Annotated in this window: 17 protein-coding genes and 1 pseudogene; 11 read left to right on the top strand and 7 right to left on the bottom strand. The window is 71.8% G+C overall.

Annotated features, from left to right (window positions below):
- The first annotated feature begins 385 nt into the window (after positions 1-385).
- A complete protein-coding gene (locus AB0B58_RS32250) occupies positions 386-808 on the top strand; it encodes a hypothetical protein (RefSeq protein ID WP_360231319.1) in 423 nt (140 codons plus the stop codon).
- A gap of 34 nt (positions 809-842) precedes the next feature.
- Entirely contained in the window at positions 843-1,535 is a 693-nt protein-coding gene (locus AB0B58_RS32245) for a Pr6Pr family membrane protein (RefSeq protein WP_360231316.1), read from the top strand.
- Positions 1,536-1,540: 5 nt separating this feature from the next.
- Here AB0B58_RS32245 and AB0B58_RS32240 read toward each other — a convergent pair.
- The 3 genes and pseudogenes from AB0B58_RS32240 to AB0B58_RS32230 all read right to left on the bottom strand — a co-directional run bounded on the left by AB0B58_RS32240 (position 1,541) and on the right by AB0B58_RS32230 (position 3,614).
- Positions 1,541-2,384, bottom strand: a pseudogene (locus AB0B58_RS32240) (SDR family NAD(P)-dependent oxidoreductase).
- 163 nt (positions 2,385-2,547) lie between these two features.
- A complete protein-coding gene (locus tag AB0B58_RS32235) occupies positions 2,548-2,901 on the bottom strand; it encodes a VOC family protein (RefSeq protein ID WP_360231313.1) in 354 nt (117 codons plus the stop codon).
- 32 nt (positions 2,902-2,933) lie between these two features.
- Entirely contained in the window at positions 2,934-3,614 is a 681-nt protein-coding gene (locus tag AB0B58_RS32230) for a hypothetical protein (protein WP_360231310.1), read from the bottom strand.
- Positions 3,615-3,722: 108 nt separating this feature from the next.
- Here AB0B58_RS32230 and AB0B58_RS32225 point away from each other — a divergent pair, with 108 nt between their 5' ends.
- Together AB0B58_RS32225 and AB0B58_RS32220 are read left to right on the top strand one after the other, a co-directional pair.
- Positions 3,723-4,097 carry a PadR family transcriptional regulator gene (locus AB0B58_RS32225; RefSeq protein ID WP_360231307.1) on the top strand — a complete coding sequence of 125 codons (375 nt, stop codon included), beginning with the start codon at positions 3,723-3,725 and terminating at the stop codon, positions 4,095-4,097.
- Positions 4,094-5,467 carry a permease prefix domain 1-containing protein gene (locus AB0B58_RS32220; protein ID WP_360231304.1) on the top strand — a complete coding sequence of 458 codons (1,374 nt, stop codon included), beginning with the start codon at positions 4,094-4,096 and terminating at the stop codon, positions 5,465-5,467. The genes AB0B58_RS32225 and AB0B58_RS32220 overlap by 4 nt, the downstream gene beginning before the upstream one ends.
- A gap of 17 nt (positions 5,468-5,484) precedes the next feature.
- Here the strand turns inward: AB0B58_RS32220 and AB0B58_RS32215 are convergent, their stop codons facing one another.
- Entirely contained in the window at positions 5,485-6,519 is a 1,035-nt protein-coding gene (locus AB0B58_RS32215; RefSeq protein WP_360231300.1) for a TerC/Alx family metal homeostasis membrane protein, read from the bottom strand.
- Positions 6,520-7,046: 527 nt separating this feature from the next.
- On the opposite strand from AB0B58_RS32215, the gene AB0B58_RS32210 reads away from it, so the two are divergent.
- A complete protein-coding gene (locus AB0B58_RS32210; RefSeq protein WP_360231297.1) occupies positions 7,047-7,268 on the top strand; it encodes a hypothetical protein in 222 nt (73 codons plus the stop codon).
- Between the two features lie 147 nt (positions 7,269-7,415).
- Here AB0B58_RS32210 and AB0B58_RS32205 read toward each other — a convergent pair whose 3' ends face one another.
- A complete protein-coding gene (locus AB0B58_RS32205) occupies positions 7,416-8,225 on the bottom strand; it encodes an ABC transporter permease (protein WP_360231294.1) in 810 nt (269 codons plus the stop codon).
- Complete coding sequence (locus AB0B58_RS32200; protein ID WP_360231291.1) at positions 8,222-9,028, bottom strand: ATP-binding cassette domain-containing protein; 807 nt, start codon at positions 9,026-9,028, stop codon at positions 8,222-8,224. Before AB0B58_RS32200 ends, AB0B58_RS32205 begins: the two co-directional genes overlap by 4 nt.
- Positions 9,029-9,090: 62 nt before the next feature.
- Between AB0B58_RS32200 and AB0B58_RS32195 the strand changes: the two genes are divergently transcribed.
- Positions 9,091-9,876, top strand: a complete 786-nt coding sequence (locus AB0B58_RS32195; RefSeq protein WP_360231287.1) for a TetR/AcrR family transcriptional regulator — start codon at positions 9,091-9,093, stop codon at positions 9,874-9,876.
- On the opposite strand, the gene AB0B58_RS32190 is transcribed toward AB0B58_RS32195, so the two are convergent.
- Positions 9,869-10,318, bottom strand: a complete 450-nt coding sequence (locus AB0B58_RS32190; RefSeq protein WP_360231284.1) for a DUF6223 family protein — start codon at positions 10,316-10,318, stop codon at positions 9,869-9,871. The genes AB0B58_RS32195 and AB0B58_RS32190 overlap by 8 nt on opposite strands.
- A 205-nt stretch (positions 10,319-10,523) precedes the next feature.
- Here AB0B58_RS32190 and AB0B58_RS32185 point away from each other — a divergent pair, with 205 nt between their 5' ends.
- From AB0B58_RS32185 to AB0B58_RS32165, 5 genes are all read left to right on the top strand, one after another.
- Positions 10,524-11,639, top strand: a complete 1,116-nt coding sequence (locus AB0B58_RS32185) for a histidine kinase (protein WP_360231281.1) — start codon at positions 10,524-10,526, stop codon at positions 11,637-11,639.
- Positions 11,636-12,301, top strand: coding sequence for a response regulator transcription factor (locus tag AB0B58_RS32180; RefSeq protein ID WP_360231277.1), 666 nt, complete (start codon positions 11,636-11,638; stop codon positions 12,299-12,301). The genes AB0B58_RS32185 and AB0B58_RS32180 overlap by 4 nt, the downstream gene beginning before the upstream one ends.
- Before the next feature lie 32 nt (positions 12,302-12,333).
- On the top strand, positions 12,334-13,083 hold the full coding sequence (locus tag AB0B58_RS32175) for an ArsR family transcriptional regulator (protein WP_360231274.1): 750 nt from the start codon (positions 12,334-12,336) through the stop codon (positions 13,081-13,083).
- Positions 13,080-13,472 carry a VOC family protein gene (locus AB0B58_RS32170; RefSeq protein ID WP_360231271.1) on the top strand — a complete coding sequence of 131 codons (393 nt, stop codon included), beginning with the start codon at positions 13,080-13,082 and terminating at the stop codon, positions 13,470-13,472. Before AB0B58_RS32175 ends, AB0B58_RS32170 begins: the two co-directional genes overlap by 4 nt.
- A 69-nt stretch (positions 13,473-13,541) precedes the next feature.
- Entirely contained in the window at positions 13,542-14,036 is a 495-nt protein-coding gene (locus AB0B58_RS32165; RefSeq protein WP_360231268.1) for a hypothetical protein, read from the top strand.
- Positions 14,037-14,310 lie beyond the last annotated feature (274 nt).

Here is a 14,310-nt window from a genome sequence, read left to right as displayed (position 1 = left end):
AGGTGGTCGATGCGTCAGCCCGACCAGGTTCCGGCGACGAAAAGTTGTTGCAGTGAACTGCAAGAATTTGTTGTGAAGGGACACCGTGCTGAAGAGCGAACGGCTGTGGAGGCGGCGCCGCGAACGTCACCTGATCACGGCGCGGGAGCTCGGCCCCGGGTGTCGACTCGGGAACGCGCGTCGCCGCCGACGTGAGCGCGCACACGCTGCCGCAGACCTCCTGCTCGGCCGGCCGGCACCGGTGCGGGCGGGATCGCCGCCCTGACGCCGGGACACCCGTCGCCTCTTGGTACGTTCCCACGCCTACACGGCAGAGCATGGGGGATTCACGGTGCGGCGTTTTCGTTCAGGGGTTGTTGTCTCGTCCGTCATGGCGGTGGCCGTCATGTCCGGCTGCACCCCCGAGGAGGACCCGCCGGCGGCCGCCGCCCAGGCTCCCAGCGCGGCGGCCGGTGCGCCGTCCCCGGCCGCGCCGAGCCCGTCGAGTGTCGGCCTCGATGCCACCACGAAGAAGGTCTGCGAGAACCTGCTCGACGCCGTGAAGGAGACCGCCGCGAACGTGGCCAAGGCCGAGAAGATCGGCCCGCCGGCCGGTCACTTCGCCGTCGGCGCTGCGTACCTGGCCGGCTCCGCCCAGATGTCCGCCGACTCTATCGGCGGCACCGACGAGCGGGTACAGGCCGCCGCCGACCGGGTGTCGACCGCGATGTCGGACCTGGACGCGGCGCAGCAGAAGGACCCCGAGGGAAAGCCGAGCAAGGCGAAGCTGAAGGCGGCCGTCACCGAACTGAAGGCGGCCTGCTCATAGCCGGATCCGGGGTTGCGCTGTACGGTTCCTGCCCATGGTGAGGGTCTGGCTCCGGCCGCAGTTGTGGCTGCGCGTGCTTATCGTCGGGTCGGGGCTGGTCGGGCTCCTCGCCGACCAGTACCGCATCGCCTACTACACGACGCAGAGCAACCTGATCACGCTGGGCTATTTCGGCGGCGTGGTGTACTGGATGGTCCGGCGCAACACCGTCGAGCCGGCCGCGCCGCGGCTGCGCGGCGCGGTCACCCTCTGGATCCTCATCACCGGCCTGGTCTCGCACGTCCTGCTCGAGAACGGCGCGAACCCGCTGCCGGGCCTCTGGGTCGGCGACCCGGCGGAGCAGGTCACCAACTGGTCGCGCTTCCTGGTGCACTACGTCGTGCCGACGCTGGTGCTGATCGACTGGATCGCGTTCGGGCCGCGCCGGGTGTCGCCGTGGCGCGATCTCTGGCTGTGGATCCTGTTCCCGCTCGGCTACGGCGTGGCCTCGGTGCTGCGCGCGCTCGCGGTCCCGACGGTCTCCGACCGCTACCCCTACTTCTTCCTGGACCCCACCTCCGACGGGTACGGGTGGGTGGCCGGCCAGTTCGTGCAGCTCGGCCTGATCTTCGCGGGGCTGGGCGCGATCCTGCTGCTGATCGACCGGCTGCGGGGGCGCCGTCCGGTACCCGTCGAACCGGCGGCCGCCGAGGACGCGGCGGCCGACCGCCAACCCGCCCGCACCTGACCTGGTCAGCGCCTTCTCGCCAGGGCCCAGCCGGCGCCGGCGAGCAGGGCCGCGGCGCCCGCCGCGACCGCGCCGTGATGCTGCGAGGCCCACAGCTGCGCGCTGCGGGGCCGGGCCTGTGCGTCGAAGTCGCCGTGCGCGCCCGCATCCCGGCCGGTCCGGGCGTCCGCCGGCCGCCACAGGTTGGCCGGCTGGTCCGGGTCGCGGCGGCGGTCGGTCTGCTGGCCCCGGTAGCCGGTGCGGGCCAGGTAACGGTCCAGGATCCCGGGCGCGACGGCGTTCGCCAGCAGCGTCGCCGCGGTCGAACCGCCGACCCAGTACTCGCGGCGCCGCGGATGGTCGGCGGCGTGCAGCACCGCCTGCGCCGCGACCTCGGGCTGGTAGATCGGCGCCGCAGTACGCGCTCTGCAGCGGGATGCCGCGGTAGGCCAGCGCCGACCCGACCTGCACGATCACGCCGCGGTCGCGGGGCAGCATGCGGGTGAGGGCGGCCTTGGTGCCGTGCACGTAGCCGAGGTAGCTGACCTCGGTGGTGCGCCGGAACTCGTCCATGCCGATCTCGGTGAACGGCGCGAAGACCGAGCTGAACGCGTCGTTGACCCAGAGGTCGATCGGGCCGAGCTCCTTCTCGATCCGCTCCGCGGCGGCGTCGACCGCGCCGAAGTCGGCCACGTCCACCTCGATCGGCAGCGGTGTGCCGCCTCTCGCCCGTACGTCCTCGGCCGCGCCCGCCAGGCCGTCCTCGCCGCGGGCGAGCAGGGCCACCGCGTCGCCCCGCGCGGCCAGCGCGCGGGCGGTCGCCCGGCCGATGCCGCCGCTGGCACCCGTCACCACCGAAATTCTCGCCATGATCGGATGAGTTCCTCGAAACGGGCGTGCGGAAACCTCCGCCGCGGCATGACTTCGGCCCGGGTTCTCCCTCCGGGACGCAGGTCAGAGTGCCGAACTCCTCGACCTGCTCCGGCGGCATGGTGGAGGGGATGCGACGCTGTTTACCCGGACGCCGCCGGGATCATCGACGGTGCAGCAGGCAGAACTCGTTGCCTTCGGGATCGGCCAGCACGGTGAAGCCCTCGTCGCCCTTCTGCCCGACGTCCGCGAGCGTCGCGCCCAGCGTCAGCAGCCGCGCCACCTCTGCCTCGACGGCGCCGTCGGCGGCAACCAGATCGGGATGATTGCGGTTCTTGCCGGCCTTGGGCGCCTCGGTGCGCTGCAGCCAGACGCTGAGCCCGCCGTCCGGCGGGCGGAGGTGTGCGTTGCCGTCCTCGCCCCGCTCGATGCGATAGCCGAGCGCCGCCGACCAGAACGCGGCCATGCGTTCGACGTCGCGTACGTCGAGGGTCCACTGCGCGAATCGAGCCACCATGATGCAGCAGATTACCCGCCGACGGGGCGGGGCTATGCCGGTGCGACCGGGTATCCCATGCCGGCGGCGGCCGCCGCGACGGCGGGGTAGTCGGCCGGGCCGTTGACGGCGGCGACGAGCTCCGGGGTCAGGGGTCGGCCGGCGAGGATCGCCGCTACCGCCTCCTCGTCGGTCTCCTTCCCGAAATACCAGGAGACATATTCGGTGTACGCCCCGGCGGAGCCGTCGGCGAGCAGCTCGAACACGTGCTCGGCGCCGTCGGGGTCGGAGGTGTCCGCGCATGCGGGATCGCTGAAGTCGACCGGGCCGCAGCGCCAGGCGGAGTCGCCTTTTTCGTACCAGGCGCAGACCGTCGCGTCGAAGAAGTCCTCGCACAGGAACGACGGCTCGCGGGTGAAGTGCGCCAGCGACTCCGGCAGCCCGTCCAGCAGGCCCGGCCAGTGCGCCCGGGGCTCGTCGCGCCACGGCGTCGCCGGGCTTTCGTGGTCGAAGCCGTACAGGAAGGTGCCGGCCGGGGCGAAGACGATGGCATAGAGGTCCCCGCCGCCGGTGTCCATGCGGGCGAGGGACGTGCCGTCGGGCGCCCACCGATGGTCGAAGACGTGCCGCGGATACCGCGACTGGAACGTGGCGTCCAGGACGGCGAATGAGCGGCAGCGTTCCCGCAGGACGGCGGGCGAGGGCAGGCGCGGAAGCAGATCGTGCACGGTCATGCCGATCATCCAAGCACCCGCCGTCCATGGCCTTGATCGGACGTTGCCCCGGTGGAATACCTTCCAGTATTATGCATTGCACTTCTAGGGTACGAGCGGGTGATGTCGATGAAGGTCGCGAAGGACCTGGTAGCCGCGTCGGCGGTGCCGATGGTGTTGGGCATCCTGGCCGAGGAGGCGAGCTACGGCTACGCCATCCTCAAACGGATCAACGAGCTGTCCGGCGGTGAGCTGGACTGGACCGAGGGCCTGTTGTACCCGTTGCTGCACCGGCTGGAGCGCCTCGGGCACGTGGAGTCGAACTGGGAGACGGTCACCGGCGAGCGCCGCCGCAAGTACTACCGCATCACCGGCAAGGGCCTGGCCGAGCTGGCCGAGCAGCGCCGCCAGTGGGACACGATCGTGGACACGCTCAAGGGCGTCTGGCTCGGCCTGGGCGAGCGCGGCCCGCGGCCCGCGACGGTGCTGGAGGCCTGGGCATGACGGCGGCGAACGGCCAGGACGAGCTGGAGGCGCAGTTCGCGCAGTGGCGGCAGTACGTCGAGCGCCGCCGCGAGCTTCAGTCCGCCGACGCCGACGAGCTCGAAGACCATCTCCGCGGTTCGGTCGACGGGCTCGTCGCGTCCGGCCTGAGCGCGGACGAGGCGTTCCTGGTCGCGGTCAAGCGGATGGGCAGCCTCGACGAACTGTCCCGCGAGTTCGCCCGCGAACACTCCGAACGGCTGTGGAAGCAGCTGGTCCTGACCGGCGCGGAGGGCGGAACGGCCGACGACCGGCGGTCGCGGCGGGACCTGTGGACCACGGTCGCCTGCGCGGCCGGCGCGGCCGTGTCCATCAAGCTGCCGGCGCTGTTCGGGATGGACTTCGACCAGGACTCCTCGTTCTACGCGCGGAACTTCAGCCTGTTCGCGCTGACCTGGCTGGCGGGCTTCCTCGCCTGGCGCCGTCAGGTCCGGCCCCAGCTCATCGGGGTGCTGGTCGGCCTGTTCGTGCTCGGGGCGGTGGCGGCCAACGCGTACCCGCTGGACGACACGTCGCAGTCGCTGGTGATCACCAGCATTCATCTGCCCATCGCGCTGTGGTTCGTGGTCGGCCTGGCCTACGTGGCCGACGAATGGCGCTCGTCGCGCAGACGCATGGACTTCATCCGCTTCACCGGCGAATGGTTCGTCTACTTCGTCCTCATCGCCCTCGGCGGCCTGGTCCTCACCGCGTTCACGGCCGGCACCTTCAAGGCGATCGGCATCGACTCCGAGGTGTTCATCTCGGAGTGGCTGCTTCCCTGCGGCGCGGTCGCCGCGGTCGTCGTGGCCGGCTGGCTCGTCGAGGCCAAGCAGAGCGTGGTCGAGAACATCGCACCGGTGCTCACGCGGCTGTTCACGCCGCTGTTCACGGCGGTCCTGATCGCCTTCCTCGTCGCCGTCGTCGTGACCAGCACGGGCATCGACGTCGAGCGCGAAGCGCTGATCCTCTTCAACCTGCTGCTGGTCGTCGTGCTGGGATTGCTGCTCTACTCCATCTCGGCCCGCGATCCGCTGGCACCGCCCGGCCTGTTCGACAAACTCCAGCTCGCGCTCGTGGTGAGCGCGCTGGCCGTCGACGTGCTGGTGTTGCTGGAGATCACCGGGCGCATCTCCGAGTTCGGCACCACGCCCAACAAGGCGGCGGCGCTCGGCGAGAACATGATCCTGCTGGCCAACCTCGCCGGTGCGGCGTGGGTACTGCTGCAGCTCATCCGCCGCCGCACGTCGTTCGCCACCCTCGAGCGCTGGCAGACCGGCTACCTCCCGGTCTTCGCCGCCTGGGCCTGGGTCGTCGTCCTGGCCTTCCCGCCGATGTTCGACTTCGTCTGACCCCGAGGGCCGCGGGGTCAATCCCGGGTGGACAGCACGCTCGACCGTCCACCCGGGACCGACTCGGCGGCCCTCTCCCTGCGATCGGCCACGAGGCTGGTGACCGTCACCGCCGCCAGGGTCGCGAGGATGACGCTCAGCGAGAGCGCGGTCGGCACGTCGGGCACCCGGGCCCAAACGCCGTGTGCCCAGTGCAGGACCAGCTTGGCGCCGATGAAGCCGAGGATGACGGCGAGGCCGTAGTTGAGATGGCGCAGCCGGTCGAGGACGTTGCGCAGCACGAAGTACAGCGCCCGGAGGCCGAGCAGGGCGAAGGCGTTGGTGACGAAGACCAGGTACGGGTCGTCGGTCACGCCGTACACGGCGGGCACCGAGTCGACGGCGAACACCACGTCGGTCATGAACACCGCGACGACCACCATGGCCATGGGCGTCAGCGCCCGCCGGCCGTGCCGCCGCACGGTCAGGCGGGTCCCGTGATATTCGCCCTCGACCGGCATGATCCGGCGAAGCATGCGTACGCTGCGCATCCGGTCGATGTCGACCCGGGGCTTCTCGCCGTGCCGGGCGTCGCGCAACACCTTGACCGCCGTGCCGAACAGCACCGCACCGAACAGCAGGAACGCCCAGGTGCCGGTCTGCAGCACGGCCGCGCCGGCCGCGATGAACACCGCGCGCAGCACCAGGGCGCCGACGATGCCGTAGAGCAGGACCCGCTGCGACAGCGCCGACGGCACCGCGAAGGCGGCGAGCAGCAGCATGAACACGAACAGGTTGTCCACCGACAGGGACTTCTCCACGACGTAGCCGGTGTAGAACGAGACCGACGGCGTGCTGCCGTACACCCGCCACAGGATCAGGCCGAAGAGGGCCGGCAGCGCCAGATAGAACACGGACCAGGCGACCGCCTCGCGGATCAGCACGTCGTGCGGGCGCCGGGTGATGACGAAGTCGAGGGAGAGCAGAACCAGCAGGGCCGCGATCGTGATGATCCAGAGCTGTGGCGACGCCACCGACGGCAGCGGGTTGGCGACGAAGAAACCGGGCGACACGGGACGCTCCTCGGGCCGATGGAATCGTCCGAGGTCTCCCTCACCCGCCGTAGATCGGCGGGCGAGCGCACGGGGACACTCAGGGGTGCCCGTGATGACCGCGACGCTCCCGCCGGAGGTACTCCCCTCACCGGGCAGGGTAGGCCTCGCGGGTGGGTCAGGGCCAGCAGGTGCGGGGAACCAATCGAAAACGGTTGACGCGGCCCGACACGTAGCGTGACCATTGGAGGGAGGGGTCCTGACGGCCTCGCCGCCCGGGACCCGCAAGCGCCGTTCAACGGCACCCGGGGAGGTCCCGCCATGCTTGTCGACATCCTGCTCGGCACGCTGCTGATACTCAGCATGTTGATCGCCATGGCCGCCCTGTCGCCGCCGTACTACCGGCACAAGCCGGGCGGATACCGCCACCGGCACGGCTGACGCGGCGCCGTCACGCTGCGCAGACCCCTTCCGGACATCCGAAGTTCAGGCCGCGGGACCTCGGCTTCGTCACGGCGGGGCTCGACCGGTGCGGAACGCCGCCGACCGTGGAGATCTGGTGCGACGTGCCGGCGGACCTCGCCCTCGACCGGTACCGGCGACGACGGCGGGCGCCGCTGCACGAGGACGACCGCCGGCTCACCGATTCGTGGCCGCGGTGGGCCGCGGAGGCGGAGCCCCTCGGCGTCGGCCGCACGTTCCCGGTCAGAACCGATGAACCTGTCGACATCGATCGCCTGCGCGACCGGATCTCCGCGGCCACCACCTGAAGCAGACGGTCACCCAGCGGCCCGGGCCTGTTGGCCGATGAGAAACCGACTGCCTCGGCCACCTGGTGCGCGCCAAGTCCGCGGCGGAGCTCCGCGCCTCTGCTCGCCGACATCCACGACGGGTTCGAACGCGGCCACCTCAGCGTGTCAGCGGCTCAGGGCGCGGTACTGCCGGGCGGCGAGCGGGAGGAAGATCGCCGTGAGCAGCGCCGGCCAGATCAGGGCGAGGGCCACCGAGTGCTCGGTGGGCCAGTCTTGCGCGTTCCAGTCGGGATTGCCGAACAGGTACCGGATCGCGGTGGCGGTGGCGGACAGCGGATTCCACGCCGCGATGGTGCCGAGCCAGCCGGGCATCGTCTCGGGCGAGACGAAGGCGCTGGAGAGGAAGCCGACCGGCCAGACGAGGACCTGCACGGAGACGGCGGACTCCGGGGTCCTGAGCAGCAGCCCGAGGTAGATGCCGATCCAGGTGAAGGCGAACCGCAGCCACACCAGCAGCCCGAGGGCCGCCAGCGTCAGCGGGAGGCCGCGGTGCGCCGTCCAGCCGACGAGGAGCCCGGTCAGCACCATGACGGCGATGCCGACGACGGCGTTGAGCAGGTCGGCCGTGCTGCGGCCGGCGAGGATGGCGGTGGTGGTGACCGGCATGGCCCGGATGCGTTCGGTGACGCCCTTGGCGGTGTCGGTGGTGACGGCGACGACCATGGCCTCCAGCCCGAACAGCATGGTCATCGCCAGCATGCCGGGGATGAGGAAGTCCATGTAGTCGCCGTCCGGTACGGCCATGGCGCCGCCGAAGAGATAGCCGAACATGAGCACCATCAGCACGGGGAACAGCAGTCCGAGCAGGATCGACACCGGGCGGCGCCGCCAGTGCCGCAGGATCCGCCCGGTCAGGGTTGCGGTGTCGCGCAGGCTGTCTGCGGGCCGGGGGGCGGCTGGGGCGAGGGTCGTCATGATGCCGGCTCCGTGATCTGCTCGGTGGTCCTGGTGGCGGGGCGGCCGGTGAGGTGGAGGAAGACCTCGTCCAGGGTGGGTTTGCGGGTGACGGTCTCGACGCGGTCGGGGCCGACCTTCGCCTTGAGCTCGTCGGGGGTGCCCTCGGCGACGACCCGGCCGGCGTCGATGACGGCGATCCGGTCGGCGAGCTGGTCGGCCTCCTCCAGGTACTGCGTCGTCAGCAGGACCGTGGTGCCGGACCCGACGAGTGACCTGATCGAGGTCCAGACGTCGATGCGGGCCCGCGGGTCCAGCCCGGTGGTCGGCTCGTCGAGGAACAGCACCGGCGGGGCCAGGAGCAGGCTGGTGGCCAGGTCGAGCCGGCGGCGCATCCCGCCGGAGTATTCGGCGACGGACCGGTTGGCGGCCTCGGTCAGGTCGAAGCGTTCGAGCAGTTCGTCCGCCCGGCGGCGGGCCTGCGCCGTCGGCAGGTGGTAGAGCTTGGCGAACATGACGAGGTTCTGCCGGCCGCTGAGGATCTCGTCCACCGACGCGTTCTGCCCGACCAGGCCGATGCGGTAGCGCACCGTCCGCGGGTCGGCGAGCGCGTCGCGGCCGTCGACGTACGCCTGGCCGGCGTCCGGGCGCAGCAGCGTGGTCAGGATCCGCACGGCCGTGGTCTTCCCGGCGCCGTTCGGCCCGAGCAGGCCGCACACCGTGCCCGCCCGGACGCTCAGGTCGAACCCGTCGAGCGCCATCTTGTCGCCGTAGCGCTTGTGTATCCCGGTGGCCTGGATCGCCCAGCCTTCTCCGTATGCCATACGGAGAAGGGTAACACGAGACTTCGTAGGCCGTACGGAGAGAAATCGTTAGGATGAGATCCATGGCCGAGACGGAGATCACCGGGAGTGGCGATCCGGCGCGCACGATCGCCACGCTGTGGGGCATCCGGCAGCTACCGCGGCGCGGGCCCCGGCACACCCTGACCACGGAACGGGTGGTCGCCGCCGCGGTCGAGATCGCCGACGGCGACCAGGACCTCGCCGCCCTGTCCATGCGCCGGGTCGCGGAGTCGCTGGGCGTGGGCACGATGTCGCTCTACACCTACATCGCCTCCCGCGAGGAACTGGTCGAGGTCATGCTCGACCGGGTATACGAGGAGGCGGTCCGGCGCCTCGGCCCGCGCGCCGACCTGCCCTGGGAGGACGGCCTGCGCCGGGTCGCGGAGGTGAGCTGGGACCTCTACATGCGCCACCCGTGGGTGCTGCAGGTGTTCACCGGTCGCCCACCGCTGGGCCCGCACTCGATCGCCAAATACGAGCGGGAGCTCAGCGTGATCGACGGCATCGGCCTCACCGACGTCGAGATGGACGCCGTCATCACTCTCGTGCACACCCACGTCGAGGGAGTCGCCCGCCGCAGGATCGAGGCCGACCGGGCCGTCCGCCGCTCCGGCATCAGCGACCAGCAGTGGTGGGACCGCGTCCAGCCGCTGTTCGCGGAGGTCTTCGATCCCGAACGGTTCCCGGTCGCGGCGCGGGTCGGCGAGGCGGCCGGGCAGGCGCACCACGCCGCGCACAATCCCGAGCACGCCTACGCCTTCGGGCTCGACCGGCTGCTTCAAGGCGTGGCCGCGCTCATCGGGACGAGGGCGCCCGGGCTCAGCTGAGATCCGGCCGGCCGGTACGGCGGGACCGGGCCAGGGCCAGCCCGCCGAGCGCCACGGCGATCAGCCCCACCGCCAGCGCCACGATCGCGCCGCCGAGCCCGTTCCCGGTGCCGATGCCCCCGTCGGCCGTGACGGCCACCAGCGCACCGAGCGCCATGCCGCTCAGCCCCGCCGTCAGCGCCGCGGTCACCCCGAGCCGGCCGGTGCCGAGCCGGCCGGCGGGGCGGGCCACGGCCAGCCCGCCGAGGATCGCGCCCGTCAGCGCCAGCGAGGCGGCCGCGATGGCGCCGAGCCGCCCCGCGCTCAGGTCGGTGACACCGGCGGCCGGCTGGGCGGACACGTGCGCGGCGGCCGGCGCGGAGAGCAGGGCCAGGCCGGGCAGGGTTGCCGCGGTCACGGTGAGCACCCGCCGGGCCGACCTCGAGGCTCCTGATGAGTTCATTGCCCACTCCTCATTTCCGGGTCCGTCGTCGAGATGAGACTGTCGCCTCAGCATGGCGCCGTCCCCGCCGCCAGTCGTCCCGCGCAGGGATGCACCTCGCACTGCCGCGAACGCCGCAGAAGCGGGGGAGATACCGCGCTCGCGGTAGTCGCCGCTCGTCCGCGAGCGGGATTCGCCCGCGCCGGCATCCGGTTAGGGTGCGCGCATGAGCACAGGCCGGGCCGTCGCCGGGGACTGGGCGATCGCCGCCGGCGTGGCGACGACGCTGCTGGTCACCGGGCTGTCCGGGGGTCACCCGGCCACGGGTCCCGGCCTGCTGGGTTACGCACTCCTGCCGGCCGGCGGCCTGGCGCTGGCCGCCCGCCGCCGGGCTCCGGTCGCCGTGCTGGTCGCCACCGGACTGTGCGCGGTGGGTTACCAGGCCGCGGGCTTCGACGTGCCCGCCGTCGCCTACCTGTTCGCGGTCTACGCCGCGGTGCGGGCGGGGCATCGTGGCGTCACGGTGGCGGTGAGTGCGGCCATGCTGGCCGCGCTCCCGCTCGCGGCCCTGGCCTCGGGCCTGCACGACACGGGAGAGGCGTTCGCGCGGGCCCGCGGCGCCCTCGAGCTGGCCTGGCTGCTCGCGGCGGGCGCCGCGGGGGAGGCGCTGCGGCAGGCCGAACGGCGCGCGGAGGAGGCCGAGCGCACCCGGGAGGAGACCGCGCGGCGCCGCGCCGACGAGGAGCGGCTGCGGATCGCGCGGGAGCTGCACGACTCGTTGACCCACCAGATCTCGATCGTCAGGTTGCAGGCCGACGTCGCCGTGCACGTGGCCCGCAGGCGCGGCGAACAGGTGCCGGACGCCCTGCTGGCGATCCAGCAGGCCGGGCGCGAGGCGGCCCGGGAGCTGCGCGCGACCCTGGAGGCGCTGCGCGACGACGGCACGACCCCGCCGCGCGGTCTCGACCAGGTACCGGAACTGGTGGAACGGGCCCGGACCATCGGCCTGGACGCGACGCTGACCATTGCGGGGCAGCGGCCCGACGTGCCGGACGCGGTGGACCGGACCGTCTACCGGATCGTCCAGGAGTCGCTCACCAATGTCGCCCGCCACGCCGGCGCCGCCGCCGCGTCGGTGCGGATCGACTTCCGCCCGGACGCCCTCGCCGTACGGGTCGACGACGACGGCAGGGCCACACCGGACACCGCCCCGGTTCCCGGCGCCGGGCTGCTCGGCATGCGCGAGCGGGTCACCGCCCTCGGCGGCCGCCTGCGGACGGAGCCGCGCGGCGGTGGCGGCTTCACCGTCGAGGCCGAGCTCCCCGTGGGCCGGGCGTCATGATCCGTGTCCTGCTGGTCGACGACCAGCCGCTCATCCGCAGCGGCTTCCGCGCGCTTCTCGACCTCGAGGACGACATCGAGGTGGTCGCCGAGGCCGCCGACGGGGGGCAGGGACTGGCCCTGGCCAGGGAGCACCTGCCCGACGTCGCCCTCATCGACATCCAGATGCCGATCGTCGACGGCATCGAGGCGACGCGGCGCATCGTCGCGGACCCGGCCCTGGCCGGGGTGCACGTCGTCATCCTGACCAACTACGGCATGGACGAGTACGTCTTCGACGCGTTGCGCGCCGGCGCGGCCGGATTCCTCGTCAAGGACATCGAGCCGGACGACCTTCTGCACGCCGTACGCGTCGCGGCGCGCGGTGACGCGCTGCTCGCCCCGTCGATCACCCGCAAGCTGATCGACCGGTTCGTCAGCCGGCCGCTCGCCCCGGCGTCCGGCGCGGGCCTGGCGGGGCTGACCGCCCGCGAACGCGAGTCCGTCGCCCTGGTCGCGCTGGGGCTGTCCAACGACCAGATCGCGGCCCGCATGGTGATCAGCCCGATGACCGCGAAGACGCACATCAACCGGGCCATGGCCAAGCTCCACGCCCGTGACCGGGCCCAACTCGTGGTCTTCGCCTACGAGTCCGGCCTGGTGACACCGATCGACCACGGGTAGTCCATCAAACTGATTTGATGTATTCTCGTCAGATGGCACGTGACCAGCATCGGGACGCGGCCGGCCCACCGACCTTCCTGCACGCCGCCGGCCATCCGGTCCGTTGGCGGCTGCTGAGCGAGCTGGCCGCCAGCGACCGGCAGGTGCATGAGCTGACCGCCCTGCTCGATCAGCCGCAGAGCCTGGTCTCCTACCACCTGGGCCGGCTACGCAGGGCGGAGCTGGTCGGCGCGCGGCGCAGCAGCGCCGACGGCCGCGACACCTTCTACCGCCTCGACCTCGCGCGCTGCGGCGACCTGCTCGCCGAGACCGGCGGGGCGCTGCACCCCGCGTTGCGGATGGCCCGGCCGTCCCCGCCGCCGCCCGTTCGTGCGAGCGTGCTCTTCCTGTGCACCGGCAACAGCTCCCGCTCCCAGATGGCCGAGGCGCTGCTCCGGCGCGACTGCGGCCCGGCCGTCGAGGCGTGCAGCGCCGGGAGCCACCCCAAACCCCTGCATCCGTACGCGATAGAGCTCTTCCCCGAGCTCGGCACCGCCCGCCCGAAGCATTTCGACGAGTTCGCCGGGCGGCACTTCGACCATGTCATCACCCTGTGTGACCGGGTGCGGGAGATCTGTCCCGACTTCCCGGGCCACCCGCCGGCGGTGCACTGGAGCATTCCGGACCCGGCGCGCGATCCGGACGGCCTGCCCGCCTTCGTGCGCGTCGCCGCCGAGCTCGGCGAGCGCATCGGGTTCCTGCTGCACGGCATCGCCGCCCGACAACCCTCGGAGGCATCATGACCAGCCACACCGACGGCACAGTCCACGTCCGCTACCTGGTGGACGACGTACAGGCCGCCGTCGACTTCTACACCACCCACCTGGGCTTCGCCGCCGGCGCGGCCTTCCCGCCCGCCTTCGCCGACGTGCGCCGCGGCAACCTGCGGCTGCTGCTGTCAGGCCCGGCCAGCTCCGCGGGACGGCCGATGCCCGACGGCCGCACCCCGCACCCCGGCGGCTGGAACCGCATCCACCTGCTCGTCGACGACATCGCCGCCGAGGTGGCCCGGCTGCGCGCCGCCGGCGTCGAGTTCCGCAGCGACGTGGTCAGCGGGCCCGGCGGCCGGCAGATCGTCCTGGACGACCCGGCCGGAAACCCCGTCGAACTCTTCCAGCCGGCGGCCGTCTGATCCCCAGCGCCGGGTATAGCCTCCATCGGAGGATGCAGGCATCGGTACCAGCGTGTGGAAGGTCGCCGCATGACAGACGATCATGTCGGATCGCAGTCGTCGCCGGGAGCCGCCGGCCGGGCCGAGACCATGGCCCTTCAAGGCGTGGCGAACCGGTTCGTCCGTGGCCTGCTGCGCATCCCGTTCCTGTCGCGACTGGTCGGTCGGCGGCTGATCACGCTCTATGTGGTGGGTCGCAAGTCCGGCAGGCGATACACGGTGCCGGTCGCCTACACGCCGCACGAGGGTGTCCTGCTGATCGGGTCGCCGTTCGCCTGGGGGAAGAATCTGCGGACCGGCGAGCCGGTGGAGGTTCGCTTCAAGGGCGAGCGGCGCCTCGCCGACGTCATCGTCCTGGCGGACGAGGCGGCGGTGGTCGAGAACTACGCCGTGATCGCGCGGGACAATCGCAACTTCGCCAAATTCAACAAGATCGGATTTGACGCGAACGGCGATCCGGATCGGAACGATCTGCGCTCGGCATGGGCGTCCGGCGCGAGGGTCTTCCGGCTGACGCTGCGCTGAACGGAATCCGGCGCCGCTGCTCGACCGATCGGCGGCTCCAGGGCGCCGTGATGGTGAAGATCCGGTCGATCGCCGCCACGAGGGTGGTTCCGCGCCGGTCCAGTCGCGGCGATCGGCCATGGGTGCGGTGAGGCGGCGTCGAACGCCGGAACCCGGATGGCGGGCCGCAATTGATCACCAAGACACTTAAGCAGAACCGCTCTCCGAAACGCTTTCGCATTGCGGGCGGCCGGTACCCGGAAAAGACGGTTCTCCGGTTGTGTGGGTGGCCTCT

The organism is Actinoplanes sp. NPDC049118 (assembly GCF_040648555.1).
Taxonomy (GTDB): domain Bacteria; phylum Actinomycetota; class Actinomycetes; order Mycobacteriales; family Micromonosporaceae; genus Actinoplanes.
Note: the sequence above shows the minus strand (reverse complement) of the source record. Positions and strands in the feature narration are given on the sequence as shown.

What these genes read in the sequence shown, in the direction of transcription:
- AB0B58_RS32220 (WP_360231304.1), top strand. Translation starts at nt 4,094, where the DNA reads ATGACGGCGGCGAACGGCCAGGACGAGCTGGAGGCGCAGTTCGCGCAG.
- AB0B58_RS32195 (WP_360231287.1), top strand. Translation starts at nt 9,091, where the DNA reads ATGGCCGAGACGGAGATCACCGGGAGTGGCGATCCGGCGCGCACGATC.
- AB0B58_RS32170 (WP_360231271.1), top strand. Translation starts at nt 13,080, where the DNA reads ATGACCAGCCACACCGACGGCACAGTCCACGTCCGCTACCTGGTGGAC.
- AB0B58_RS32185 (WP_360231281.1), top strand. Translation starts at nt 10,524, where the DNA reads ATGAGCACAGGCCGGGCCGTCGCCGGGGACTGGGCGATCGCCGCCGGC.
- AB0B58_RS32175 (WP_360231274.1), top strand. Translation starts at nt 12,334, where the DNA reads ATGGCACGTGACCAGCATCGGGACGCGGCCGGCCCACCGACCTTCCTG.
- AB0B58_RS32230 (WP_360231310.1), bottom strand. Translation starts at nt 3,614, where the DNA reads ATGACCGTGCACGATCTGCTTCCGCGCCTGCCCTCGCCCGCCGTCCTG.
- AB0B58_RS32165 (WP_360231268.1), top strand. Translation starts at nt 13,542, where the DNA reads ATGACAGACGATCATGTCGGATCGCAGTCGTCGCCGGGAGCCGCCGGC.
- AB0B58_RS32180 (WP_360231277.1), top strand. Translation starts at nt 11,636, where the DNA reads ATGATCCGTGTCCTGCTGGTCGACGACCAGCCGCTCATCCGCAGCGGC.
- AB0B58_RS32245 (WP_360231316.1), top strand. Translation starts at nt 843, where the DNA reads ATGGTGAGGGTCTGGCTCCGGCCGCAGTTGTGGCTGCGCGTGCTTATC.
- AB0B58_RS32225 (WP_360231307.1), top strand. Translation starts at nt 3,723, where the DNA reads ATGAAGGTCGCGAAGGACCTGGTAGCCGCGTCGGCGGTGCCGATGGTG.
- AB0B58_RS32190 (WP_360231284.1), bottom strand. Translation starts at nt 10,318, where the DNA reads ATGAACTCATCAGGAGCCTCGAGGTCGGCCCGGCGGGTGCTCACCGTG.
- AB0B58_RS32200 (WP_360231291.1), bottom strand. Translation starts at nt 9,028, where the DNA reads ATGGCATACGGAGAAGGCTGGGCGATCCAGGCCACCGGGATACACAAG.
- AB0B58_RS32250 (WP_360231319.1), top strand. Translation starts at nt 386, where the DNA reads ATGTCCGGCTGCACCCCCGAGGAGGACCCGCCGGCGGCCGCCGCCCAG.
- AB0B58_RS32205 (WP_360231294.1), bottom strand. Translation starts at nt 8,225, where the DNA reads ATGACGACCCTCGCCCCAGCCGCCCCCCGGCCCGCAGACAGCCTGCGC.
- AB0B58_RS32235 (WP_360231313.1), bottom strand. Translation starts at nt 2,901, where the DNA reads ATGGTGGCTCGATTCGCGCAGTGGACCCTCGACGTACGCGACGTCGAA.